Genomic DNA, 25,343 nt, shown 5'->3' with positions numbered 1-25,343 from the left:
GATGATTAAAAATAACCTATCGGGAATTTCCATATGACCTCCCGTAAATAAAAGACGAAGAAGTTCGCTCGTTAAAATAACGAGAAATAGCGATGACGATGTTAATGATGCCGCTGAGAGCGATCTTCAGTCAGTCCAGATTTGCCAGGTAGCCTGAGCACGGACGTGCCAAAACGCGCTAAAACAGCGGTTAATTATGCACGCTGAAAATCAGCGCGCGCATCGAGGTGGAGGGAAAAGTGCGTTTAAAATCATGTGCATAATGAAATCCCCACGGGCATCAACCCGCTACTGTCGTTTAAAGGGGAACAATCATCAGAGAGAAGAGAGGATTGCTGCCCGCCGTGTTGGCAAGCAGCGACAAAAGAATTCGCGCGTCAGCTTGCCTTGTGTTGCCATCTAAAAGGGTGACTGTCCAACTGAATTCTCCTGTTTGAAGTTGGCGCCATTATATTCCTGAAGACTTCGAAGTAAAGTTAATTATTTCCGTTCAGCAACGAGTTTAAATTCCGTTGTAATTTGGTTGATGAAAGGACAAAAATTAGCGAGTCTGTAGCACTGCGCGGCGCGATAACAATAACAGCATATTTAACAGGCTTATAACCAATCCGCCGCGCTTAGAACCGTAAGGCATATGTATAGCCATAAATTGACTATTCTTCATTACTGCGCTCTCGTAAACTCGCGTTACTTTTTTAAGGCAAGGAAACAACATGAAAAAAATCATTCCCTCACTGCTGGCTTTATCGCTGGTAGCCGCCTTCTCCTCTCAGGCCGCAACACCAAAAGATACGCTGGTGATTGCGCAGTCGACTGATGATGCAGATAGCTTTGATCCGGCACAGGGCTTTGAACTCACCACAGTGCAAGCATTCACTAACATCTATCAACGTCTGGTTCAGTCGGATCCGACCAATCCCACCGATCTGAAGCCAACGCTGGCCACCTCCTGGACGCCAGGCAGTGACAACCGCAGCCTGACTTTTGAACTGCGCAAAGGCGCGCAATTCGCCAGTGGTAACCCGCTTCGTCCGGAAGATGTGATCTTCTCGCTGGGTCGCGTGGTGAAACTTAACCTCGACCCTTCCTTTATTCTGACGCAGCTCGGCTGGAATAAAGACAATGTTGATACCTTCCTGAAGAAAGTCGATGACAATCACGTACAGATCAGCTGGAGCGCCAACGTCAGCCCGGCCTATGTGCTGAGCCTGCTGTCTGCACCGGTCTCTTCGATTGTGGATGAGAAAACTGCACAGGCGAATGCCAAAAACGGTGACTTCGGTCATGCCTGGTTAGGCACCAATTCAGCGGGTAGCGGCCCGTATCAGATTCGTAAAGTGGTGCTGCATGAAGTGGTACTGCTGACCGCCAACCCGACCTCACCGGCGGGCGCTCCGAAGCTGAAAAACATTCTGATCAAGAACGTGCCGGAACCTGCTGCGCGTCGTCTACTGCTGGAACAGGGCGATGTGGATATTGCTCGTAACCTCGGCGCAGACCAAATTGCGGCGCTGAAAGGCAAAACGGGCGTGAAGACCGAAGCGATTCCGATGGCCTCGCTCTACTATATTCAGTTCAACGTCGGTGAGAATCCAGTGTTGAAGAACCCGGCACTGTGGGAAGCGGCGCGTTACCTGTTCGACTACAAAGGTATTGCTAACGACCTGCTGAAAGGCCAGTTCGAAGTACATCAAACCTTCCTGCCTAAAGGTTTCCTCGGTGCGTTGAATGACACGCCGTACACCTACGATCCGGAGAAAGCCAAAGCGATTCTCAAGAAAGCAGGTTTAACCAATGTCAGCTTTAAGCTCTCGACCAGCAATCAACCGCCATATCTGGATATTGCGCAGGCATTACAGGGCAGCTTTGCCAAAGGTGGCGTGAAAGTCGAAGTGCAGCCGGGCCTGAGTTCTGAAGTCTCTACTCGCGTGAAAGCGCATCAGTACGAAGCGACACTGAACGCATGGGGTGCGGATTACTTCGATCCGAATACCAATGCCGCCTCCTTTGCTTACAACCCTGAAGATGGCAGCAAAACCATTGCTTACCGTTCAGACTGGCATATTCCAGAGCTGAGTAAACAGACGCTGGCCGCCACCGCTGAAGCGGACAGCAACAAGCGTGTTGAACTGTACCAGGCGATGCAGCGCGAAGTGCTGAAGAACTCGCCATACGTGATCGGCTTGCAGGCGCGCAACCTGATTGCGCTGCGCGATAACCTGAAAGGCTATGTGCAGGGGATTAACCCAGACATGGTGTATTACTCGCAGGTTTCTAAGTAATGGCAGTGTCTGCTTCACAGGCCGGGTTCGCCCGGCCACTCTGGCAACGTTTTAGCCGTCTGGTCACCAGCCTGTTATCGCTGCTGGTGACGTTGATTGGTTTGTTAGCGTTCACTTTCATGCTGTCGCACCTGTCGCCGGTTGATCCGGTGCAGCAAATCGCCGGCGATCACGCCAGCGAAGCCACCTATGCACAGGTGCGCCACGATCTCGGCCTCGACCAGCCGGTGCTGGTACAGTTCTGGCGCTATATCAGCCATCTGGCGCAGGGCAATTTAGGGCTTTCACATCTGACCAATCAGCCTGTCAGCACGGATCTGATGCGCACCTTCCCCGCCACCATTGAACTCGCCACCTGTGCGATGATCTTTGCCGCCGTGTTTGGCATCACTTTAGCCTTGCTGGCCGCGTGGAAGCCGGGCAGCGTGATCGATAACGTAGCGCGCTTTATCTCGCTGCTCGGCTATTCCGTTCCGGTATTCTGGCTTGGTCTGCTGGGTCTGCTGCTGTTTTACGCGGTGTTGCATTGGTCTGCCGGGCCGGGACAGTTGGATGATATCTGGATCTACACGCTGGAGCCGAAAACCGGCTTTGTGCTGATTGATAGCTGGCTATCTGGCGATCCAGAGATGTTCCGCAATGCGATTGCCCATCTGTGGCTGCCGGTGATGATTCTTGGCTTACTGGCGATGGCCGGTATTACACGCTTATTGCGTGCCGCGCTGTTAGAAGAGAGCAGCAAAGAGTATGTGATTCTGGCGCGCGCCAAAGGCGCAGGGCGGACTCGCATCCTGCTGCGTCACATCTTCCCCAACGTGCTGGGGACGCTGATCACGGTCATCGCCCTCTCCTACGCCACCCTGCTGGAAGGTTCGGTGTTAACCGAAACGGTCTTCGCCTGGCCCGGTGTCGGACGCTACATGACCAACGCGCTGTTTTCCTCTGATACACCAGCGATTCTCGGCTCGACCCTGCTGATTGGCAGTTGCTTTATTCTGCTTAATGCCGTGGCCGATGCCCTCACCTGGTTAACCGATCCGAGAACACGATGACTCAACAACTCTCTGAACTGGAGACAGTTCGTCCGCGCCGCCGCCGTGCGCGCGTGACTTCACTGACCATCGGTCTGACGCTGGTGGTGATCGTGGTGGCAATGGCACTGTTCGCCCCACTGCTGGCACCGTTCGATCCCAACGCCCAGGTGATCGCCCAGCGTTTGCAGGCCCCTTCCGCGCTGCACTGGTTTGGCACCGATGGCTTTGGCCGTGATTTGCTGTCACGCGTGATTTATGGTGCACGTCCTACGTTGTTGCTGGTGTCACTGATTCTGGTACTGACCATTCCGGTGGGCCTGCTGGTCGGGATTACTGCCGGCTATGTGGGCGGCTGGACCGAACGCGTGTTGATGCGCATCACGGATATCTTCCTGTCGCTGCCGAATCTGGTGATCGCGCTGGCGCTGGTGGCCATGCTCGGTCCGGGATTGATGAACGGCGCACTGGCGCTGGCACTCACTAGTTGGCCACCGTTTGCCCGTCAGGCGCGTGCGGAAACCCTGGCACTGCGCCGCAGTGATTATCTGGCGGCTGCGCGCATGCAGGGTATTACCGGTTTGCGCTTAATGTTCGGCCATATTTTACCGCTGTGTTTGCCAACCGCCGTGGTGCGCGCGGCGCTGAGCCTCGGCGGCATCATTCTCTCCGCTGCGGGCTTGGGCTTCCTGGGCATGGGCGTGCAACCGCCAACCGCCGAATGGGGTTCGATGGTGGCGGAAGGCAGTAAAGTGATTTTCGACCAATGGTGGGTGGCTGCCGCCCCCGGCGGTGCGATTCTGTTCGCCAGTCTGGCGTTTAATCTGACAGGCGATGGCCTGCGCGACCGACTGGATACCCGTCATGCCAAATGATCTGTTAATTGATGTGCAGGGGCTGACCATCCGCAGCGAAGATACGCTGTTAGTGGATAATATCGCCTTTCAAATTGGCCGTGAGCGCGTGGCGCTGGTGGGTGAATCCGGTTCGGGCAAATCACTGACGGCCCGCTCGCTGATGGGGCTGCTCTCTCCTTCATTGCACCTGCAGGCCGATCGCTTACAGGTGGTGGGTGCCGATGCGCTCAACCTGCGCGAACGCGACTGGATCGCCCTGCGCGGCGGCAAAGTCGCGATGGTGATGCAGGATCCGAAATACGCCCTCAACCCGACTCGCACTATTGGCTGGCAGGTCGAAGAACCGCTGGTACTACACCGCAAACTGAGCCGTGCCGAACGTAAAGAGAAAGTGTGCGAGATGCTGGATGCGGTCGGTCTGCCGGATCCCCGTCAGTTGATGAAGCGTTATCCACATCAGCTTTCCGGCGGCATGGGGCAGCGTGTGATGCTGGCGATCGCTTTGATCACCGATCCCGATCTGCTGATTGCCGATGAACCGACCTCGGCGCTTGATCATGCGATGCGCGATCAGGTGCTGGCACTGATTCGTCGTTTGGTGGAGCAGCGCAATATGGGCTTACTGCTGATCAGCCACGATCTGCAGCAGGTCTCTGAGCACTGCGATCGCGTGATGGTGATGTACAAAGGCAAATTGCTGGATACGTTGCCTGCGGCAGAGCTATCTAATGCGACTCATCCTTACACACGCACGCTATGGTCCTGTCGTCCGAGCAAAGCCACGCACGGTGAACGCTTGCCGGTGCTGGATCGTGCTGCGCTGGAGGCCAGCAATGATTGAGTTAAACAATCTGAGCGTGTCGCATAAGCAGGGTTATGAACTGCGCACCGTGGTGCATGACGTATCCTTGCAGGTGGCCGCGGGCGAGTGTTTTGGCCTGGTCGGGCCATCGGGCTGCGGCAAGTCATCGCTGCTGTGGGTGATGGCCGGACTGAATCCCTTCTGGAGCGGCAGCATGCAACTGGCGGGCACCGACGTGCAACCGGGTAAAGCCTTTACCGGCCCGCTGCGTCGTGATGTGCAGATGGTGTTTCAGGATCCGTATGCCTCGCTGCATCCACGCCATCGTCTGCGCCGCACCCTGGCCGAACCGTTGAAGATGCTGAAGCGCGATAATATCAACGACCGCATCAATCAGGGTTTTCGCCATGTCGGGCTGGATCCAGCGCTGGCGGATCGTTATCCGCATCAGCTGTCCGGCGGCCAGCGTCAGCGCGTGGCGATTGTGCGCGCCCTGCTACTGGAGCCGAAAATCCTGTTGCTGGATGAGCCAACCTCGGCGCTGGATATGTCGGTGCAGGCGGAGATCCTCAATCTACTCAACGATTTGAAGCAAAATGACGGATTGACCATGGTGCTGGTGAGCCACGATCCCGATGTAATCGATCATATGTGCGACCGCGCGGCGCATATGGCATTGGGTCGGATTGTCGGTTAACGCATTTTCACTCAACCGTTGCGGCGCGATTTTTTCATCCGCATCTAAAGCGATCATATCGCAAACAGATGCATGCTCCATCGTGCCGCCACGGACAGGCGTAAATTGATGCACCATTCAATTTACGCCAAATATGATCTCTGCTTAATGCGCCATCGCCTGCAGCGTCTCGCTGCGAATCGACTCGGTCACTTCGGCCTTTAACGCCATAAATTCGGGTGAGGTTTTGATGGTGTAATCACGGCCATTATTGAAATTCACTGCCACCTCCTGCTTGATGCGGCCCGGGCGGGCGCTGAAAATCGCTACCTTGTTAGCCATGAAAATCGCTTCGTCGATATCGTGGGTGACGAACAACACGGTCTTGCGCGACTGCTCCCACACCGACAACAGCAACTCCTGCATCATCACGCGCGTCTGATTATCCAGTGCGCCAAACGGCTCATCCATTAGCAGCACCTTGGGATCGTTGGCCAGCGCGCGCGCAATCGCGGTGCGTTGCTGCATGCCGCCCGAGAGCTGGCGCGGATAGTGCTGGGCAAAACCGCGTAATCCCACCTGCTGGATGTAGTAGTCGCTGCGCTCTTTCTGCTGTGCCGCGCTGATGCCGCGCTCCTGCAAGCCGAAACGGATGTTCTCCTCTACCGTCAGCCATGGGAACAGCGTGTAGCTCTGGAACACCATGCCGCGATCGGCACCCGGCCCTTCCACGCTTTTACCGTCCAGCCAAATTTCCCCGCGTGTGGGCGTATCCAGTCCGGCGATGATGCGCAGCAGCGTGGATTTACCGCAGCCTGAGGGACCGAGGATAGTGATGAAATCATTCTCCTCCACCTGATAGTGGATCGGCTGCAGCGCCTGGGTCTGTTCCCCTTTCGGTCCGGTAAAAATGCGTTCCACGCCGCGCACGTTGAGTTTGCTGTGTTTCATTACAGGGTGCTCCATGCAAACAAGCGCCGATTGAGCACTTTGAACAGGTAGTCAGAGATCAAGCCAATGCAGCCGATCACAATAATGCCGAAAATGATCTGCCCGGTATTCAGCAATGCCTGACTGTCGACGATCATATGGCCGATGCCACTTTCCGATCCGATCAATTCGGCGACGATGACGTAAGTCCACGCCCAGCCGAGCACCAGGCGCAGCAGTTCGGCAATGCCCGGTGCCGCGCCGGGTATCAACACGCGACGCACTATCGAACGGTTGCTGCACCCTAGCGTGTAGGCCGCCTCCACCAGATCGCGACGTGCGCCGCTCACCGTGACCGCCACCATCAAGACGATTTGGAAGAAGGAGCCAATAAAGATCACCAGGATTTTCTGGGTTTCACCGATACCGGCCCACAGAATCAGCAACGGCACAAACGCCGAGGCCGGTAAATAACGGCAAAAGGAGACGAAGGGTTCGAGAAAGGCTTCCCAGGTTTTATAGGCACCCATCATGATGCCCAGCGGCACACCTATCACGGCCGCCAGCAGGAAGCCCGACAGAACGCGCATCACCGTCATGCCGATATCCAGCGAGAAGTTGTACTCGGTGAACAGCACCACACCTTGCTGCAGCATGGTGAGAGGATCGGCGAGGAAAGTAGGCGACACCATGCCGCCCAGCGTTACCAGCGTCCATACCGCGATAAACAGCACAAAGAACGCCACGCCGAGCGCGACACGTAAGCGCAGCGAAATCGCTTTCAGCGGCACCATCAACGGATTGTGCCAGCGCTGCGGCGCCTCCGGCAGCGCTGCTGGCGGAGTCACGGGTTGGCTTTTACTCATCTCCATCTCCTTTCTCCTGCTTACTGCACGAAGCTGGCGTCGTACAAGCTCTTCACATCTGGCATTTTCTTGATCACGCCTGCACGCAGCAACAGTTTGCCTGCTTCATCACTGAAGGTTTCAATTTCACCATTGAAGAATTTCTTGTTCTCTTCCGGCCCCTGCCAGCGCAAATAACTGGCTGACTCCGCAAACTCTTTGCCCGTGGATTTTACTGCTGCACCCATAATCTCGTTGGATTTATCCGGCTGCTGTTTGATCATCTCCAGCGCATCGTAATAGCTGGCCACCAGCGCTTTCGCGGCCTGAGGATGTTCTTTCAGGAACGTTGGCGTACAGCCGAGCGTGTCCATGACCATCGGATAATCCAGCGTGGTGGCGAGGATCTTGCCTGCCTTAGGCTGGTTGCGGATCACCGAGAGATAAGGTTCATAGGTCACTGCCGCATCGTTTTGACCCGCAGCAAAAGATTGTGCCGCCGCCTGCGGTGCCATGGTCGCGAGACGTACGTCTTTCATCGTCATGCCGTTTTTGTCCAGCATCCACGCCAGCAGGAAATACGGTGAGGTGCCGGGCGCATCCACCGCGATGGTTTTGCCTTTCAAATCTTTGATGCTGGTGATGTCACTGCGGGCGGCGAGGCCATCGGCACCGTAAGATTTGTCCAGCTGAACGATCTGCTTAATCGGCACGCCTGCGGCGTTCCAGGAGATGTAGGTTTCAACCGTGGTCGCCGCGCACTGGATGGTGCCGGAAGCCACCGCCAGATGTCGGCTGCTCTGCGGGATCATCTTCACATCGACATCAAGGCCGTGCTTTTTGAAAATCCCAGCTTTATCGGCCAGCGTCAGTGGGGCAAATCCGGTCCAGCCGGAAATACCGATGGCGACTTTGGTGTCGGCCGCCTGTGCTCCTAAAGCACTGGCGCACAGGACTGCGGCGGTTAATGCATGAACAACGAGTTTCACTGGCTTGCCCATCTTCCACTCCTGATAAAGGTGATGAAAAACAACAGTTGTATAGTCTTATCTATACAAGCCAAGCAATGGCTGTGCCAGATTGTGAAAGCCCATTGTGATGGGGAGAGGGGGTTGAGATCGCGCACTGAAACGGTGCATAAACCCTATGCCGATGATCACACTGGTGCGAAAGCAACCTTCGGCGGATGGCGCTATAATCACGCCAATTTTTCAACAGAAGGAACACCGTATGACGGTGAAATTGCGTCCGCTTGAGCGAGAAGATCTGCACTTTGTGCACCAGTTAGACAACAACGCCAGCGTGATGCGTTATTGGTTTGAGGAGCCGTACGAAGCTTTTGTCGAGCTCTCGGATCTCTACGACAAGCATATCCACGATCAAACAGAGCGTCGTTTTGTCGTTGAACACGATGGGCAAAAAGCGGGATTGGTGGAACTGGTCGAGATCAATCACGTACATCGTCGCGCTGAGTTTCAGATCATCATTGATCCGGGGCATCAGGGCAAAGGCTTAGCCAGTCAGGCGGCTAAACTGGCGATGGATTATGGCTTTTCGGTGCTCAATCTCTACAAACTCTACCTGATTGTTGATCAGGAGAATGAGAAAGCGATTCACATCTACACCAAACTGGGATTTGAAGTGGAAGGCGTGCTGAAGCACGAATTTTTCATCAATGGTGAATACCGCAATACCATTCGCATGTGCATTTTCCAGCAGCAGTATCTGGCGCAGCATAAATCCGGTCATGCCATGGTGAAGCCGACAGCACAATAGCTTGAAATCGGCTCTCATTGTCGCTGCCGTCTTGAATATCAAACGGCAGCTAAGTGATTTATCGCTTTTAACCAAAAAGATGATGCTGAACCTTAGCAGCGCGGTTTATCGCGCATCTCTCAGCGACATACCTGCTTCGGAGATGCACAAAAAATTGCGCCGCGACCGCGCCATGCGGTTTAACCGCCGCGCGCACCCACCACGTTGAGACGTGGCTGAGGATGTTCAGGTTTCAGGTCGTACATGCCGCCATAGAACGGATCCACCAGCAGCCAGCCGGGGAAGCCCAGTAACGGGATATTACCCAGCAGATACCACAGGTTGGCACTGGCCTCGATCGGCAGCGTCACCGGCACGTAGCCCGGACTCTCCAGCATCACCTGATAGTGTTTTTTACCAAAATAATTACCCGTGGATTTTGCCAGCTCGACGGTTTGTGGCGTGTAGCCCTGCGCCACTGCGCGGCCGGTTTCATCCTGCACGGTGAAACGCGCGCCTTGCGGGACAGAGTCGATTTTTACCGGCTGCGTTTCCGTGCCGACAATGGAGGCACAGCCGCTCAGCAGCAATGCAGTGGCAGGAAGAAGGTGTCGCAGGTTCATGGCAGGTCCGCTATAGAATCAGATAGGACAGTCTAAACTGCCCTATCCTGCTTTTCACTCGCCTCAATCGCCCTATCAGTCCTGCTTTTCTGGCCTTTATTGCGGTTGACAACAGGCGGCAATCGCCGCGATATCTTGCGGTGTGGTGCGGCAACAGCCGCCAATCAGCCGCGCGCCCGCTTGTTGCCACTCAGGGAATTTATCCTGCAGCGTGCAGCCCGATGGCGCCGAGTGCCAGGTTTTGCTGCTCGCATCGTACTGTTCACCGGAATTGGGGTAAACCAGCAGCGGTTTAGCACACAGCGCCTGCAAGGTTTGCAGCGCCGGTGTCACGCTCTCCAGCGCTACGCAGTTGATGCCCATCGCCACTACCTGTGGTGCCGCATTGACCAGCTCAGCGACCTGACTCAGCGGCGTGCCATCGCTGATGTGTTGCGCATCACGCAGGGTGAAGGAGAACCAGGCGCTGCTGTTTGGGTACACTGCCAGCAAACTCACCAGCGCCTGCGCTTCGGCAAACGACGGCAGGGTTTCACACGCCAGCAAATCCACGCCTGCGTCCAACAGCGCCTTGACGCGCGGGCGATGGAAATCTTTCATCTCCGCTTCTGGCAGGGCGTAATCACCGCGATACTCAGCACCATTAGCAAGGTAAGCGCCATAAGGCCCAACGGAACCGGCCACCAGCAAAGCGGCTTCACTGCCAGATGCCGCACGATAATCATCACGCGCACGTTGTGCCAGTTTCACACTTTGCTCGATCAATGTGAGCGCTTGCGCCTCATCCAGCCCACGCGCCGCAAAGCCCTGCGGCGTGGCCTGATAGCTGGCGGTGATCGCCACATTGGCGCCGGCCGCAAAATAGTCGTAATGCACCTGATAAATCAGCTCAGGGTTTTCCATCAGCACTTTGGCAGACCAGAGCGCATCGGCGAGATTGCAACCGCGCGCCTCCAGTTCGGTGGCCAGCGCGCCATCCAGAATCAGTGTGTCATGTTGTGTTAAGGCTTCTGCGACAGGATTACGCGACATCATTGGCCTCCCCGGCCTTCAGGTTACGTCGATGCGTGACATGGTATGCGGCATAGCAGAACAGCACAAATGGAATGCCACACCACAGCGCAATACGCTGCGACGGATCGAAGGCCAGCCCTACACATGCCAGCAGGCACAGCAGGAAACCGAGAATCGGCGTTAGAGGATAGAGTGGCGCGCGATAGGCGAGTTGTTGCAGCGAACCGCCTGCGGCCAAGTGGCGACGACGGAACACATAGTGCGAGGCACAGATACTCAGCCACACCGCCACCACCGCAAAACCTGAAATGGCTGACAGCGCCACAAATACGGTATCCGGCGCGATCACGCTGGAGAACAGCGCCAGCAGGCCGCCCAGCATACTGACGGTGATCGCCAACACCGGAATCCCACGGCGGTTCACCTGGGCGAAACAGCGCGGCAAGGTGTTCTCATTCGCCAGTGACCACAGCATCCTGCCCGATGCATACAGACCCGAGTTGGCGGCGGACAGGATCGCCGTCAGGATCACGAAATTGAAGATATCGGCCGCATAGGGAATACCGATCTTCTCGAACACCAGCACAAACGGGCTTTTGACGATGCCCGCCTGATCCATCGGGATCAACGCCGCCAGCACAAATACTGTACCAATAAAGAAGATAATCAATCGTGCTACGGTCGTGCGAATCGCCAGCGGCAAGGCTTTCTGCGGCTGCTCGGTTTCTCCAGCGGCAATACCAATCAGCTCAGTGCCGGAGAAGGCGAAATTCACCGCCACCATGGTCATCAGAATCGGCAAGGTGCCGTGCGGTAACCAGCCTGAAGCCGTCAGGTTACTCAATCCCGGCGCGGCACTGCCATCCTTCATCGGAATAAAACCAAACATCGCGCCTGCACCGAGGATGATAAAGGCAATGATGGTGACCACTTTGATGATGGAGAACCAGAACTCCCCTTCCGCGAAGAAACGCGTGGAGACGATATTCAGCAGATAGATGGCGATGCAGAACACCAAACACCACAGCCACACCGGCGTGGTGGGGAACCAATACTGCATACAGAATCCGGCGGCGGTCAGGCTGGAGCCGAGCGCCACCGTCCACGTCAGCCAGTAGAGCCAGGCCACAGTATAGCCAGTTGCCGGGCTGAGATAGCGCGCCGCATAGACATGGAAAGCGCCGGTTTCCGGCATCGCTACGGCCAGTTCGCCGAGACATACCATCACCAGCCACACCACCAGCGCGCCGATCAGATATGCCAGTAGCGTGCCCGCCGCACCGGTGGTTGAGATGATATAGCCGGTATTGAAGAACAGTCCGGTGCCAATCACGCCGCCGAGCGACAGCATCACCAGATGCCGCACTTTCATGGTGCGCTTAAAGTTTTCCTGCGAAGGGGTTTCCTGCTGTTGCATGGTTTTTATCCGTATGGACGTCTGAACATCTATATGGACACAGGGTTATACGCGCCAGCGTGTCAATTTGCAACGTGGCAAAGGGTGAGGGTTTTAAAAAGTCGGGGGGTGGCCCCGCGTCAACGGGGCACCACATCAGGCGCCAAATACGCCTTGCAGATAGCGCTCAAGCGCGATACGCGAGCTAAAACCGTGCGGAATACCGTAATGTTCCTGGGATTCACCCATCAGATAAAGCGGGAACTGGGTGTAATGATCGCAGGTTTTCATTTCTGAGGCGGGCTCGGCAAAGTGCTGACTTTTCTCTTTCAGCGTGGGGTGAATGATCAATGCGGTGCGGCCCATGCGCGCTTCGCGATTGACGTAGACATAATTTTCACCACGACGATAACCGTAAATTTTTGGCGTCAGGGTGTCCATTTCGAACCCTGCTTTTTCCAGTACGCGCGCTACCTCATCCGGACGTAAATACATGCTTGCTCCTCTCTTCTCACAGCCCCGCAACCTTACAACAGCCCGACATACAGGACATTCGGAATTTCCCTAAAGCCTGGCATATGCCTGCGTTTAGTCACGTTTCGTCTACACTCAGTATTACTTGTTAAATCAAAGGGAGCGAAAAAATGTTTAATCGCGTAAGCAAAAACGATGACATTGATATTAATCAGGATGTGAATGAGCTGGCAGATTCGCTTGAAGCATTACTTAAATCTTACGGCAGCGAAGCCAAAGATGAAGTGGATAGCGCACGCAGCAAAGCACAGTCGCTGCTGAAGCAGACCCGCGCAAAACTGAACGGCGGCAACAGCCGCGTTTCTCAGGCAGCGCGTGACGCCAGTTATCAGGTTGATGCCTACGTGCATGACAAACCCTGGCATGGCGTGGGTGTCGGTGCAGCCGTGGGTCTGGTGTTAGGTGCGCTGTTGATGTCACGCCGTTAACCGTCATTAGCGTTTAAAGAGAGCCTCGCGATTGCGGGGCTTTTTTGTGCCTGCCGCAAATGAAAGCGCACAAAATTTGACCTAAACTTTGCCACCCTCGCCTTTACAAAAAAATTTTCGGGCCTGGAAGGTGCATGATCTCTGGTGTTAGCGTTTATCCGAAGATAAAAATACAAAATCCCTATATCTGGTGGGCTTGACCACTACGAGCACTACATCTAGTATTCAACCCATCAACTCGCTACCAGATGTCGTCAAGGACGAAGTTCGCTGCAAATAGGATTTTGCTTCGTATCTCGCATCCAGACCGCAATCAAAGGGAAATACGAATCATGCGCATTATTATTTACACTAAAAACAATTGTGTCCAGTGCAACGCGACTAAAAATGCCATGGACCGCAAAGGTATCGACTATCAGCTGATCAATCTCGATACCCAACCGGAAGCCATTGATAACCTCAAATCCCTTGGCTATCGCCAGGTGCCCGTCGTCATGACCCATGATGACCACTGGAGCGGCTTCCGCCCTGACAAAATCGCCAGCCTGCGCCAGCTCGCTGCTGTCGGGGGATAAGCGATGTTCCCACTGGTGTACTTCTCCAGCCAGTCGGAAAACACGCACCGATTTATCACTCGTCTGGGACTGCCTGCTTGCCGCATACCGCTTGATGGCAAGCAGCGCCTGCATATCGACCAACCCTTTATTTTAGTGGTGCCGAGCTACGGCGGCGGCAGTGCGCGGGGTGCGGTGCCCAGACAAGTGATTCAATTCCTCAATGATGACGCCAACCGACGCGGTATCCGCGGGGTGATTGCTGCCGGTAACCGCAACTTCGGTAAAGGCTATTGCCTGGCAGGCGACATTATTGCGCAGAAATGTCAGGTTCCTTATCTCTACCGCTTTGAGCTGATGGGAACCCCCGACGATATCGCTAATGTAAAAGCGGGAGTAACCCAATTTTGGCAACGACAGACACCCTGAACAGCACGCAGCTGGATTATCACGCGCTCAACGCGATGCTGAACCTGTATGACGCCGATGGCCGCATTCAGTTTGAGAAAGATCACGAGGCTACGCGCCAGTTCTTCCTGCAGCATGTAGAGCCGAATACCGTACAGTTCGCTTCGGCGGCCGATCGCCTGCGCTATCTGGTTGAGGAAGGCTACTATGAAGCCACGGTACTGAATCAGTACGACTTCAGTTTCCTGTGCCAGCTGCACGATGAAGCCGATGCCTGGGGTTTCCGTTTCCACACTTTCCTCGGTGCGTGGAAGTTTTACACCAGCTACACGCTGAAAACCTTCGACGGTAAACGCTATCTCGAAACTTTCGAGCAGCGCGCCTGCATGGTGGCGCTGACGCTGGCACGCGGCAACGAATCGCTGTCACGCGAATTGCTGGCAGAAATGCTCAGCGGCCGCTTCCAGCCAGCCACCCCAACCTTCCTCAACTGCGGTAAACAGCAGCGCGGCGAGTTAGTCTCGTGCTTCCTGCTGCGCATCGAAGACAATATGGAATCGATTGGGCGTGCGGTGAACTCGGCGCTGCAATTGTCCAAACGTGGCGGCGGCGTGGCCTTCCTGCTCTCTAACCTGCGTGAATCCGGTGCGCCGATTAAGCGCATCGAAAACCAGTCGTCTGGCGTGATTCCGGTAATGAAGATGCTGGAAGATGCGTTCTCTTACGCCAATCAGCTTGGTGCACGCCAGGGCGCGGGCGCGGTGTGGCTGAACGCGCATCACCCCGATATCTTCCGCTTCCTTGATACCAAACGCGAAAATGCCGACGAGAAGATCCGTATCAAAACGCTGTCGCTCGGCGTAGTGATCCCGGATATCACCTTCCAGCTGGCGAAAGAGAATCGCGATATGGCGCTGTTCTCGCCGTATGACGTTGAGCGCATTTACGGCAAAGCGTTCGGTGATATCAGCATCAGCGAGTTGTATGAAGAGATGCTGGCCGACGATCGTATCCGTAAGACTTACATCAAGCCGCGTGATTTCTTCCAGACGCTGGCAGAAATTCAGTTTGAGTCAGGCTATCCGTACATCATGTACGAAGACAGCGTGAACCGTCACAACCCGATTGCTGGTCGCATCAATATGAGCAACCTGTGCTCAGAGATTTTGCAGGTTAACAGCGCCAGCGAATTCTATGACGATCTTAACTACCGCCGCGTGGGCAAGGATATCTCCTGTAACCTCGGCTCGCTGAACATCGCGCATGCTATGGATTCCCGCAATCTGGCACAGACCGTTGAAACCGCCGTGCGCGCGTTAACAGCGGTTTCTGAGATGAGTGAAATCAATTCGGTGCCGTCGGTGGCGGAAGGCAATCGTCGTTCACATGCGGTGGGCCTGGGTCAGATGAACCTGCACGGCTATCTGGCGCGTGAAGGCATGGCTTATGGCTCGGAAGAGGCACTGGATTTCACCAATCTCTACTTCTACTGCGTCACCTATCACGCGGTGCGCACGTCGAACCTGCTGGCACAAGAGCGCAATCAGAGTTTTGATGGCTTTGAACAATCGCAGTACGCCAACGGTCACTACTTCGATAAGTATGTGGATCGCGCCTGGCTGCCGCGCACCGCGCGTGTGGCACAGATTTTTGCCGATGCAGGCATTGCGCTGCCAAGCCAGGCCGACTGGCAGGCATTGCGCGAATCAGTGATGCAACACGGCTTGTTTAACCAGAACTTACAGGCGGTGCCGCCAACCGGTTCGATCTCGTACATTAATCACGCGACATCGAGTATTCACCCGATCGTGTCGCGCATTGAGATCCGTAAAGAGGGTAAAACCGGCCGCGTTTATTATCCGGCGCCGTTTATGACCAACGAGAATCTGGATCTCTATCAGGATGCGTATCAGATTGGTCCGGAAGCGATTATTGATACCTACGCCGAAGCCACGCAGCACGTCGATCAAGGCTTGTCTTTGACGCTGTTCTTCCGCGATGACGTCACCACGCGTGACATCAACAAAGCGCAAATTTATGCGTGGAAGAAAGGTATCAAAACGCTCTATTACATTCGTCTGCGCCAGATGGCGCTGCAAGGCACCGAAGTCCAGGGCTGCGTCTCCTGCTCATTGTGATGAAAACTATGCAACTTAAACAAATTCAAGCGATTAACTGGAACCGAATCCAGGACGAAAAAGACCTCGAAGTGTGGAACCGTCTGACCAGCAACTTCTGGCTGCCGGAAAAAGTGCCATTGTCCAACGACCTGCCAGCCTGGCAGTCGCTGGACCACCAGCAACAGCAGTTGACCATCCGCGTGTTTACCGGTTTGACGCTGCTCGACACTATCCAGAACGTGATCGGCGCGCCGGGCCTGATGGAAGACGCCATCACGCCGCATGAAGAAGCGGTGCTGTCGAATATCAGCTTTATGGAAGCGGTGCATGCGCGTTCATACAGCTCGATTTTCTCCACCCTGTGCAACACCGCCGATGTCGATGCGGCGTATCGCTGGAGTGAGGAGAACGAAGCGTTGCAGAACAAGGCGAAGATTGTGCTGGAGCACTATCGGGCCGAGGACCCGCTGAAGAAGAAAATCGCCAGCGTGTTCCTGGAATCGTTCCTGTTCTACTCCGGTTTCTGGCTGCCGATGTACTGGTCAAGCCGTGGCAAATTGACCAACACCGCTGACCTGATTCGTTTGATTATTCGCGATGAAGCGGTGCACGGATATTACATCGGCTATAAGTACCAGAAGGCACTGGAAAAAGTTGACGATGCACGCCGCGAAGAGCTGCAGCAATTTGCCATCGATTTGCTGCTGGCGCTGTATGAAAACGAAGTGGTATACACCGAAGCGCTGTATGCGGATGTCGGTTGGGCAGAGGAGGTGAAAACCTTCCTGCACTACAACGCTAACAAGGCGTTGATGAATCTGGGATATGAGGCGTTGTTCCCGTCAGAGCTGACGACGGTGAATCCGGCCATTCTCTCGGCTTTGTCACCGAATGCCGATGAAAACCACGATTTCTTCTCCGGTTCAGGTTCTTCCTACGTGATGGGAAAAGCCGTGGAAACCGAAGACGAGGACTGGAATTTCTAGCCTCTGGCATGTAGCACAGGGCGCGCCACAGCGCGCCCTTTCAGCGCCTTGATATTTCCCGTTCAGATTACCAAATATTCTCTCGTTATTTCCGTTTCTCACCTTCATTATTTTGTCATTCTAGCGCCATTAATTCGTCCATTATATCGCCTACATAAGCGCAATTTATTCGTGTTTCACTGAGCATTTGCCGTGAAAGCGGGTTAATTTCATAAAAAATTCAGAAAAAAATGATTCGCTCTCATCCCTTGTGAGCACTGGAATTATCGCCAATCTGCACGCGCTCGCTCAGCCAAATATCCGAACCAAGGGTTGTCAGATATTCTCACTATGCTAGGTTATAGGGCGCTTAAATTTAATCGAGATCACTACAAGAAATAGCTAAACATTTAACCGGGAAATTAATTACTGCATGGCAATTAAACTCGAAGTAAAGAATTTATATAAGGTATTTGGGGATCACCCCGAAAAGGCATTTAAGCTGATTGAGAAAGGCGAAAGCAAAGAGAGTATTCTGGCGAAAACCGGTCTCTCCGTCGGCGTAAAAGATGCCAGTCTGGCCATTGAAGAAGGCGAGATCTTCGTCATCATGGGGCTCTCCGGTTCAGGGAAATCCACCATGGTTCGCCTTCTCAATCGTCTGATCGAGCCCACTCGCGGCCAGGTGATCATTGACGGTGTCGATATTGCGAAAATATCGGATGCTGAACTGCGTGAAGTGCGCAGAAATAAGATCAGCATGGTATTCCAATCCTTCGCATTAATGCCCCATATGACGGTGCTGAATAATACCGCCTTCGGCATGGAATTAGCGGGCGTGCCGTTACAGGAACGTCAGGAAAAAGCGCTGGAAGCATTGCGTCAGGTGGGACTGGATAATTATGCTCACTCCTATCCAGATGAACTCTCCGGCGGTATGCGTCAACGTGTCGGATTAGCGCGCGCGCTGGCGATCAATCCCGATATTTTACTGATGGATGAAGCCTTCTCCGCCCTCGATCCGCTTATTCGTACCGAAATGCAGGATGAGCTGGTCAAACTGCAGGCGAAACACCAGCGTACCATCGTATTTATTTCCCATGACCTCGACGAAGCCATGCGTATTGGCGATCGCATCGCCATCATGCAGGGTGGCGAAGTGGTGCAGGTCGGTACGCCGGATGAAATCCTGAATAATCCCGCTAACGATTATGTGCGCACCTTCTTCCGGGGGGTCGATATTAGCCATGTGTTTAGCGCCAGGGATATTGCTCGTCGCAGCGCCGGTGCACTGATTCGTAAAGCGGCCGGTTTTGGCCCACGTTCCGCCATTAAACTGCTTCAGGATGAAGACCGCGAATATGGCTATGTGCTGGAGAAACAGAAATTTGTCGGCGTAGTTTCAACCGATTCACTTAAAGCGGCACTGGCTGCGGGTGAAGGTCTGGATAGCGCCCTGCTTGAGACGCCGTTAGCGGTTCCTGCGGATACCTCACTGAACGATTTGCTCTCCCACGTTGCACAAGCGCCCTGCGCGGTGCCGGTGGTCGGCGAAGAGAATCAGTACGTCGGTATTATTTCCAAAAGCATGCTATTGCGCGCTTTAGATCGTGAAGGAGCCCAGTCATGAGTGAACAAACCAGCAATCCGTGGGATAGCGCCAGCCAGACCACGCAGCAACCCGCGACGACAGATTCGAGCGCGGCAGCCAGCAGTAGCGATCCCTGGGGCGGCAGTAGCAGCAGCGCACCCGCCGACAGCACGTCCAGCAGCGGTTCCGCCGATGCATGGGGCGATCCTTCAGCGGCGAGCGGTGGACATGATGCCGCCAGCAGCGCAGCCAGTAGCAGTGGTTCAGCCGATGCATGGGGTGATCCATCAACGGCGAGCGGCGGACATGATGCTGCCAGCAGTGCCGCCAGCAGCAGTGACTGGCTCAACAGCGCGCCTGCTCCGGCTCCCGAGCATTTCAATATCATGGATCCGTTCCACAAGACCTGGATCCCACTCGACAGCTGGGTGACCGAAGGCATCGACTGGGTCGTCAGCCATTTCCGCCCGGTGTTCCAGGGCATTCGCGTGCCGGTCGACTATATCCTCAGCGCATTTCAGCAGTTGCTGCTGGGCATGCCCGCGCCCGTGGCGATAGTGGTATTTGCGTTAATTGCCTGGCAAATTGCCAGCCCGGCCATGGGAATCGCTACTCTCATTTCATTGATTGCGATTGGTGCTATTGGCGCTTGGTCGCAAGCGATGGTGACACTGGCGCTGGTACTGACCGCCCTGCTGTTCTGCATCATCATCGGCCTCCCGCTGGGGATTTGGCTGGCACGCAGTGAACGTGCGGCACGCATTATCCGACCGTTGCTGGATGCGATGCAGACCACACCGGCCTTCGTGTATTTAGTGCCGATCGTGATGCTGTTCGGTATCGGTAACGTGCCGGGCGTGGTGGTGACCATCATCTTTGCGCTACCGCCGATGGTGCGTCTGACCATTCTTGGCATTAAGCAGGTACCTGCCGATTTGATCGAAGCGAGCGAATCCTTTGGTGCCAGCCCACGTCAGATGCTATTTAAAGTGCAGCTGCCGCTGGCGATGCCGACCATTATGGCCGGTGTGAACCAGACGCTGATGCTGGCGCTGTCGATGGTGGTTATCGCTTCAATGATCGCTGTGGGTGGTTTAGGCCAGATGGTGCTGCGCGGTATCGGTCGTTTAGATATGGGTCTGGCAACTGTCGGCGGCGTGGGTATCGTGATTCTGGCGATTATCCTTGATCGCCTGACTCAGTCGTTCGCCCGTGATAGCCGCAGCCGTGGCAACCGTCACTGGTACAGCACCGGTCCAATTGGCCTGCTGCTGCGCCCCTTCAGTAAAAAAGCCTGATTTCTATGGACGGCCCAGCGTGGCCGTCCGTCTCCGACGCAACACGTAAAATAAGGAATGACTATGCGCAAGACAGCTCTGTTCGCTGCCGTCCTGACGACGTTCGCCGCGACGCACGTGTCCGCCGCCGACCTGCCGGGTAAAGGCATCACCGTTAAACCGCTGCAAAGCACCATCGCAGAAGAAACTTTCCAGACGCTGATTGTCAGCCGCGCGCTGGAAAAACTGGGCTACACCGTTGAGAAGCCGGGCGAAGTCGATTACAACGTGGCCTACACCACCATCGCGGCAGGTGATGCCACCTTTATAGCCACTAACTGGAAACCGCTGCATGACGACATGTATAAAGCGGCAGGCGGTGATAACAAGTTTTACCGTGAAGGCACTTACGTTGGCGGCGCTGCTCAGGGTTATCTGATCGATAAGAAAACCGCCGAGCAGTATCACATCACCAACATCGAACAGCTTAAAGATCCGAAAATCGCCAAACTGTTCGACAGCAACGGTGACGGCAAAGCCGACATGACGGGCTGTACGCCGGGCTGGGGCTGTGAAGCGGTGATTAACCACCAGAATAAAGCCTATGGCCTGGCGGATACGGTTACGGCCAACATGGGTAACTATTCAGCAATGGTGGCTGACACCCTGGCACGCTACAAGCAAGGCAAACCTATCCTTTATTACACCTGGACACCTTACTGGCTGAGCGACGTGCTCAAACCGGGTAAAGATGTGGTTTGGCTGCAGGTGCCATTCTCTTCCCTGCCAGGCGAGCAGAGCAAAGTGGACACCAAACTGCCTAATGGTAAAAATTACGGTTTCCCGGTCAACACTATGCACATTGTGGCCAACAAAGCCTGGGCTGAGAAGAACCCGGCGGCGGCAAAACTGTTTGCTGAAATGAAATTGCCGATTGGTGATATCAACGCCGAAAACGCGGCGATGCATGCGGGTCAGGCTTCTGAAGCTGACATCAATCGCCACGTAGATGGCTGGATCAAAGGCCATCAGGCCGAGTTTGATAAGTGGATTTCTGACGCACAAGCGGCGGCAAATTAATCCTCTTCCCTTAAAAGCGGCCTTTTGGCCGCTTTTGTTCTCAATCCCCGCAAAGTTCGTGCGTTATAGCGCACTGGTACGTCCTGTCAATTAACACACCATTGAAATAATTTTTTGGGTTACTATTAACCACAAATGATTATCTACGCCTTTCTTCCGCCATGAATGCTGCTAAGCCGAGACTTACCTCTGCAATGCCTGAGGTTAAATTCTCTCAACGAATGCAATTCATCATTTTAGCTGGTACGGTATTGGTACCGGAATTGTTACGATTAAGTTAATTAACCCATTGATTTCTTTATGTAATGCGTTCAGCTAAAGTGTTTAGAAAGCGTAAAGACCAACCCAATCACGTGAGTAAGACTATTCATTGATGATTGAGTTTGTTATGGTTAGCAGCACAGTTATTCACCAGAGTTATTTTTTCTCGCGAAATTATTTTTTCTTAAAAATATTTCACGATGTGAATTGATGACAATGTAACCATTCTGCGTGGCACATTGTCAGGGCGAAGTGCCCAGGGTTATGGAACGACCTGGAATGCCAGATGTTGACAATGTGATCGTGCGAACAATCACTGGCGGAAAATATGACTACGCTTAATCTGTCACCATCCTTACTATACCAGTTGCAACTAAGAGGTTTTTTTTAAAATGGAAAGTTCGTTTACTCCCATTGAACAGATGCTGAACATCCGTGCTAACCGCCATAAAGATTTTCCGTTGCAGGAAATCATCCTGACTCGTCTGTGCATGCATATGCAGGGAAAACTGCTGGATAACCGCAACAAGATGTTGAAGGCGCAGGGAATTAACGAGACCTTATTCATGGCGCTGATTACACTTGATGCGCAAGAAAACCAGAGCATCCAGCCTTCAGAACTGAGTTCTGCGCTGGGTTCCTCACGCACTAATGCAACACGTATTGCCGATGAGCTGGAAAAACGCGGCTGGATCGAGCGCCGCGAGAGCGATAATGACCGTCGCTGCCTGCATCTGCACCTGACAGAGAAAGGTAACGAATTCTTACGTCAGCTGCTGCCGCCTCAGCATCAGAGTCTGCAGTATCTGTGGTCTTCGCTCTCTACATCCGAGCAGGATCAGCTGGAAGCGATTACGCGCAAGTTGCTTAACCGTCTTGATAAAATGGATGAAGATCAGGTTATCGCTTCCCTGTCGCGCTAATAGCAAGAAGTGCGACACAATCACCTTCCGAAATCGCTATTTTAATCCCCTTTTATCCGGCCAGCGTCTTATACGCTGGCTTTTTCGACTCGGGAAACCGTGTTGATGGATCAACACAGCCCGGCTAAATGGAAAACGTGGAGAACAACATGAGTGCGACCGCGGAAGCGCAAAGCCCGCAACAGCCAGCGAATAAAAAGAAGAAGCGCAAAGGTGTGCTGATCCTGCTGGCTATCGTGTTTGTATTGATTGGGGTGGCGTATCTGGCCTACTGGTATTTGGTGCTGCGCCATTTCCAGGAAACCGATGACGCCTATGTGTCAGGTAATCAGGTGCAGGTGATGGCACAGGTTTCCGGCAGCGTGAATAAAGTCTGGTTTGATGACACTGACTTCGTGAAAAAAGGCGATATTTTGGTGTCGCTGGATAAAACCGATGCGGAGCAGGCGTTTGAAAAAGCGCAGACTGCACTGGCCACCAGCGTCCGCCAGACGCATCAATTGATGATCAACGGCAAGCAGTATCAGGCCACCATCAAGCTGCAACAGACCGCGCTGGATCAGGCTGAAGCCGATCTGAAACGTCGTGAGCCGCTGGGTGCATCAAACCTGATTGGTCGTGAAGAGCTGCAGCACTCACGTGATGCCGTGGCCACGGCGAAAGCGCAACTTGATGTCGCCGTGCAGCAGTACAACGCGAACCAGGCGATGATCCTGAACACCGATCTGGAACAGCAACCCGCCGTCAAACAAAGCGCGGCTGAACTGCGTGATGCCTGGCTGGCGCTGCAGCGCACCGATATCCGTAGTCCAATGGATGGCTATATTTCGCGTCGTAGTGTTCAGGTCGGTTCGCAGATCTCCACCAGCACGCCGCTGCTGGCGGTAGTGCCTGCCACGAATTTGTGGATTGATGCCAACTTCAAAGAAACGCAGCTTTCCGGTGTGCGCATCGGTCAGCCCGCTACCGTGATCAGCGATATTTACGGTGATGACGTAGAGTATCACGGCAAAGTTGTCGGTCTGGATATGGGCACCGGCAGCGCCTTCTCTCTGCTGCCGGCGCAGAATGCGACAGGTAACTGGATCAAAGTGGTTCAGCGTTTACCGGTGCGTATTGAGCTGGACCCGCAACAGGTGGCCGAACACCCGCTGCGTATTGGTCTCTCCACCTTAGTCAAAGTGGATACCCAGAACAAAGACGGGGCCACACTGGCCAGTAGCGTGCGTCCACAAGCGGCGTATGAAAGTAACGCATTGGCAATCGACCTCGCGCCGGTTAACAAGCTGATTACTGAAATCGTTCGTGCCAACGCCGATTAATTCCGCGGGAGGCTGTGATGGCACAAAAACCGCTTGAAGGTGCGCCGTTAGTCCTGATGACCATCGCCTTATCATTGGCGACGTTTATGCAGGTTCTCGACTCCACCATTGCTAACGTAGCGATCCCAACGATCGCCGGTAACCTTGGTGCCTCGAACTCACAGGGCACCTGGGTGATTACCTCATTCGGGGTGGCAAACGCCATCTCGATACCGATTACCGGTTGGCTAGCCAAACGTATTGGTGAAGTGAAGCTGTTTACCTGGTCGACCATTCTGTTTGTACTGGCCTCATGGGCCTGCGGCATGTCAGAAAGTCTGGAGATGCTGATCTTCTTCCGTATCATTCAGGGTGTGGTTGCCGGTCCATTGATTCCGCTGTCGCAAAGTTTGCTACTGAACAACTACCCGCCGGCCAAGCGCAGCGTGGCGCTCTCGCTGTGGGCAATGACGGTGATCGTAGCTCCGATCTGCGGCCCGATTCTCGGCGGCTGGATCAGTGATAACTACCACTGGGGTTGGATCTTCTTTATCAACGTCCCGATTGGTGTGGTCGTCGTCGCGCTGACTCTGCAAACCCTGCGAGGACGCGAAACCAAAACCGAGATCCGCCCGATTGATATCGTCGGTCTGGTTCTGTTGGTCGTGGGGATTGGTTCGCTGCAGGTGATGCTCGACCGGGGTAAAGAACTCGACTGGTTTGGCTCCACGGAAATCATCGTACTCACGGTAGTCGCCGTGGTGGCGCTGGCAGTGCTGTTGGTGTGGGAGCTAACGGACGACCATCCGATTGTCGATTTGTCGCTGTTTAAAAAGCGCAACTTCACCATCGGCTGTTTGTCGATCAGCCTGGCTTACATGCTTTACTTCGGCTCGATCGTGTTGCTGCCCCAGTTGCTGCAGGAGGTATACGGCTACACCGCCACCTGGGCAGGTTTGGCGTCAGCGCCGGTCGGCATCATTCCGGTAATCCTGTCGCCCATCATTGGTCGCTTTGCCCACAAGCTGGATATGCGGCGATTGGTGACCTTCAGCTTTATCATGTACGCGGTGTGCTTCTACTGGCGTGCGTATACGTTTGAGCCGGGGATGGATTTTGGTGCGTCGGCATGGCCGCAGTTTATTCAGGGCTTTGCCGTGGCGTGCTTCTTTATGCCACTGACCACCATTACGCTGTCAGGGTTGCCGCCAGAGCGTATGGCAGCAGCATCGAGCCTGTCGAACTTTGTGCGTACGCTGGCCGGTTCAATCGGTACGTCGATCACCACCACTATGTGGACGGATCGCGAATCGATGCACCACAGCTATCTGTCTGAATCGGTGAATCCATTCAACCCGAATTCGCAGCAGATGTATGACCAACTGCAAAGCATGGGCATGACGCAGCAGCAAGCTTCAGCCTACATTGCACAGCAAATTACCAATCAGGGCCTGATCATCTCAGCGAATGAGATCTTCTGGGCATCAGCGGGAGTATTTTTGATCTTGCTGGTTCTGGTGTGGTTTGCACGTCCGCCATTTGGCGCGGGCGGCGGTGGTGGTGGCGCGCACTAAACAGTAGAAACAAAAACGGGCCTTTCGGCCTAATGCCAGTCAGTTAAGGATCAGTTGAACGATCCAGTGGCTGTGTAAGAATCCGGAAACGCTTCGTTTCCGGATTTTTTTATGCA

At 54.3% G+C, this 25,343-nt stretch carries 24 protein-coding genes; 17 read left to right on the top strand and 7 right to left on the bottom strand.

Going from position 1 to position 25,343, the window contains the following annotated elements; translation table 11 throughout:
- Positions 1-713 precede the first annotated feature (713 nt).
- From QMZ65_RS03570 to QMZ65_RS03550, 5 genes are read left to right on the top strand one after another with little or no spacing between them, the layout of a single operon-like run.
- A complete protein-coding gene (locus QMZ65_RS03570) occupies positions 714-2,282 on the top strand; it encodes an ABC transporter substrate-binding protein (protein ID WP_283215432.1) in 1,569 nt (522 codons plus the stop codon).
- Positions 2,282-3,334, top strand: a complete 1,053-nt coding sequence (locus tag QMZ65_RS03565) for an ABC transporter permease (RefSeq protein WP_097118688.1) — start codon at positions 2,282-2,284, stop codon at positions 3,332-3,334. Before QMZ65_RS03570 ends, QMZ65_RS03565 begins: the two co-directional genes overlap by 1 nt.
- Positions 3,331-4,188 carry an ABC transporter permease gene (locus QMZ65_RS03560; RefSeq protein ID WP_034825506.1) on the top strand — a complete coding sequence of 286 codons (858 nt, stop codon included), beginning with the start codon at positions 3,331-3,333 and terminating at the stop codon, positions 4,186-4,188. The genes QMZ65_RS03565 and QMZ65_RS03560 overlap by 4 nt, the downstream gene beginning before the upstream one ends.
- Positions 4,178-5,011, top strand: a complete 834-nt coding sequence (locus QMZ65_RS03555) for an ABC transporter ATP-binding protein (RefSeq protein WP_283215431.1) — start codon at positions 4,178-4,180, stop codon at positions 5,009-5,011. The genes QMZ65_RS03560 and QMZ65_RS03555 overlap by 11 nt, the downstream gene beginning before the upstream one ends.
- Positions 5,004-5,669, top strand: coding sequence for an ABC transporter ATP-binding protein (locus tag QMZ65_RS03550; protein ID WP_097118691.1), 666 nt, complete (start codon positions 5,004-5,006; stop codon positions 5,667-5,669). Before QMZ65_RS03555 ends, QMZ65_RS03550 begins: the two co-directional genes overlap by 8 nt.
- A gap of 144 nt (positions 5,670-5,813) precedes the next feature.
- Here QMZ65_RS03550 and QMZ65_RS03545 read toward each other — a convergent pair whose 3' ends face one another.
- Genes QMZ65_RS03545 through QMZ65_RS03535 form a run of 3 tightly spaced genes read right to left on the bottom strand, consistent with a single transcriptional unit; the run spans position 5,814 to position 8,424 of the window.
- Positions 5,814-6,599, bottom strand: coding sequence for an ABC transporter ATP-binding protein (locus tag QMZ65_RS03545; RefSeq protein WP_058959180.1), 786 nt, complete (start codon positions 6,597-6,599; stop codon positions 5,814-5,816).
- Entirely contained in the window at positions 6,599-7,444 is an 846-nt protein-coding gene (locus QMZ65_RS03540) for an ABC transporter permease (RefSeq protein WP_160869411.1), read from the bottom strand. Before QMZ65_RS03540 ends, QMZ65_RS03545 begins: the two co-directional genes overlap by 1 nt.
- A gap of 20 nt (positions 7,445-7,464) precedes the next feature.
- The gene (locus QMZ65_RS03535; protein ID WP_160834636.1) at positions 7,465-8,424 is read right to left on the bottom strand and encodes an ABC transporter substrate-binding protein; all 960 of its coding nucleotides are present in this window, start codon (positions 8,422-8,424) and stop codon (positions 7,465-7,467) included.
- Positions 8,425-8,653: 229 nt separating this feature from the next.
- Between QMZ65_RS03535 and speG the strand changes: the two genes are divergently transcribed.
- Entirely contained in the window at positions 8,654-9,199 is a 546-nt protein-coding gene (gene speG / locus QMZ65_RS03530) for a spermidine N1-acetyltransferase (protein ID WP_034825496.1), read from the top strand.
- Positions 9,200-9,378: 179 nt separating this feature from the next.
- Here the strand turns inward: speG and QMZ65_RS03525 are convergent, their stop codons facing one another.
- The 4 genes from QMZ65_RS03525 to QMZ65_RS03510 all read right to left on the bottom strand — a co-directional run bounded on the left by QMZ65_RS03525 (position 9,379) and on the right by QMZ65_RS03510 (position 12,706).
- Positions 9,379-9,801 (bottom strand): hypothetical protein, encoded by a 423-nt coding sequence (locus QMZ65_RS03525; RefSeq protein ID WP_283215430.1) that lies wholly within the window; start codon positions 9,799-9,801, stop codon positions 9,379-9,381.
- A gap of 96 nt (positions 9,802-9,897) precedes the next feature.
- Entirely contained in the window at positions 9,898-10,833 is a 936-nt protein-coding gene (gene mmuM / locus QMZ65_RS03520; RefSeq protein WP_211729809.1) for a homocysteine S-methyltransferase, read from the bottom strand.
- Positions 10,823-12,232, bottom strand: a complete 1,410-nt coding sequence (gene mmuP, locus QMZ65_RS03515) for an S-methylmethionine permease (protein ID WP_034825488.1) — start codon at positions 12,230-12,232, stop codon at positions 10,823-10,825. The genes mmuM and mmuP overlap by 11 nt, the downstream gene beginning before the upstream one ends.
- 135 nt (positions 12,233-12,367) lie before the next feature.
- Complete coding sequence (locus QMZ65_RS03510) at positions 12,368-12,706, bottom strand: DUF2002 family protein (RefSeq protein WP_034825485.1); 339 nt, start codon at positions 12,704-12,706, stop codon at positions 12,368-12,370.
- Positions 12,707-12,855: 149 nt separating this feature from the next.
- On the opposite strand from QMZ65_RS03510, the gene QMZ65_RS03505 reads away from it, so the two are divergent.
- The 11 genes from QMZ65_RS03505 (at position 12,856) to emrB (ending at position 25,227) form a co-directional block, all read left to right on the top strand.
- Positions 12,856-13,173, top strand: a complete 318-nt coding sequence (locus QMZ65_RS03505; RefSeq protein WP_058959185.1) for a DUF883 family protein — start codon at positions 12,856-12,858, stop codon at positions 13,171-13,173.
- A gap of 332 nt (positions 13,174-13,505) precedes the next feature.
- The gene (locus tag QMZ65_RS03500; RefSeq protein WP_038645282.1) at positions 13,506-13,748 is read left to right on the top strand and encodes a redoxin NrdH; all 243 of its coding nucleotides are present in this window, start codon (positions 13,506-13,508) and stop codon (positions 13,746-13,748) included.
- A gap of 3 nt (positions 13,749-13,751) precedes the next feature.
- On the top strand, positions 13,752-14,156 hold the full coding sequence (nrdI, locus tag QMZ65_RS03495; protein ID WP_283215428.1) for a class Ib ribonucleoside-diphosphate reductase assembly flavoprotein NrdI: 405 nt from the start codon (positions 13,752-13,754) through the stop codon (positions 14,154-14,156).
- The gene (nrdE, locus tag QMZ65_RS03490; RefSeq protein ID WP_160869403.1) at positions 14,135-16,273 is read left to right on the top strand and encodes a class 1b ribonucleoside-diphosphate reductase subunit alpha; all 2,139 of its coding nucleotides are present in this window, start codon (positions 14,135-14,137) and stop codon (positions 16,271-16,273) included. Before nrdI ends, nrdE begins: the two co-directional genes overlap by 22 nt.
- An 8-nt stretch (positions 16,274-16,281) precedes the next feature.
- Positions 16,282-17,241, top strand: coding sequence for a class 1b ribonucleoside-diphosphate reductase subunit beta (gene nrdF, locus QMZ65_RS03485; RefSeq protein ID WP_200577660.1), 960 nt, complete (start codon positions 16,282-16,284; stop codon positions 17,239-17,241).
- Positions 17,242-17,653: 412 nt separating this feature from the next.
- Positions 17,654-18,850, top strand: a complete 1,197-nt coding sequence (gene proV / locus QMZ65_RS03480) for a glycine betaine/L-proline ABC transporter ATP-binding protein ProV (RefSeq protein WP_034825478.1) — start codon at positions 17,654-17,656, stop codon at positions 18,848-18,850.
- On the top strand, positions 18,847-20,109 hold the full coding sequence (gene proW / locus QMZ65_RS03475) for a glycine betaine/L-proline ABC transporter permease ProW (protein ID WP_097118695.1): 1,263 nt from the start codon (positions 18,847-18,849) through the stop codon (positions 20,107-20,109). Before proV ends, proW begins: the two co-directional genes overlap by 4 nt.
- Before the next feature lie 57 nt (positions 20,110-20,166).
- Positions 20,167-21,168 (top strand): glycine betaine/L-proline ABC transporter substrate-binding protein ProX, encoded by a 1,002-nt coding sequence (gene proX, locus QMZ65_RS03470; RefSeq protein ID WP_502921516.1) that lies wholly within the window; start codon positions 20,167-20,169, stop codon positions 21,166-21,168.
- Between the two features lie 653 nt (positions 21,169-21,821).
- On the top strand, positions 21,822-22,352 hold the full coding sequence (gene mprA / locus QMZ65_RS03465; protein WP_034825472.1) for a transcriptional repressor MprA: 531 nt from the start codon (positions 21,822-21,824) through the stop codon (positions 22,350-22,352).
- Between the two features lie 149 nt (positions 22,353-22,501).
- Entirely contained in the window at positions 22,502-23,674 is a 1,173-nt protein-coding gene (gene emrA, locus QMZ65_RS03460; RefSeq protein WP_160834630.1) for a multidrug efflux MFS transporter periplasmic adaptor subunit EmrA, read from the top strand.
- A gap of 14 nt (positions 23,675-23,688) precedes the next feature.
- Positions 23,689-25,227: a multidrug efflux MFS transporter permease subunit EmrB gene (gene emrB / locus QMZ65_RS03455; protein ID WP_141399025.1), complete on the top strand. Its 1,539-nt coding sequence runs from the start codon at positions 23,689-23,691 to the stop codon at positions 25,225-25,227.
- The last annotated feature ends 116 nt before the right edge of the window (positions 25,228-25,343 follow it).

Source organism: Pantoea sp. EABMAA-21 (genome assembly GCF_030053335.1).
GTDB classification, from domain to species: Bacteria; Pseudomonadota; Gammaproteobacteria; order Enterobacterales; family Enterobacteriaceae; genus Pantoea; species Pantoea communis.
Note: the sequence above shows the minus strand (reverse complement) of the source record. Positions and strands in the feature narration are given on the sequence as shown.